Annotated in this window: 1 protein-coding gene; it reads left to right on the forward strand. The window is 73.8% G+C overall.

The features are described from left to right. Nucleotides 1-260, forward strand: a 260-nt coding sequence (locus ACZ3HG_RS24120; protein WP_465334957.1) for a hypothetical protein, incomplete at both ends; no start/stop codon positions are given.

A 260-nucleotide genomic window follows, 5' to 3' on the forward strand; every position in this document is an offset into this window, starting at 1 on the left:
CAGGGCCAGTTGCGCGCCATGGCCGGTCTCAATCTGGCCTATCTGACGGCGGCACTGGCGGTGTACGACACGGCACCCGACAAGGCCCGCCTGTCGTCGCTGCACGCGCATCGCCGCGCGGCCTGCGTGGCCAACGTCGAGGCCGGTCTGCTGTTGCAACGCCTGGCGCGCGAACGCGGCTGGCCCGAACGCGATCACGGGCGCGGCCGCACGGCGGTGGCCCTGTCGCGCCGCCTGGCTGCGGCGGCCAGCCATCTGTG

Source organism: Erwinia sp. PME.40.26/001, from assembly GCF_055556675.1.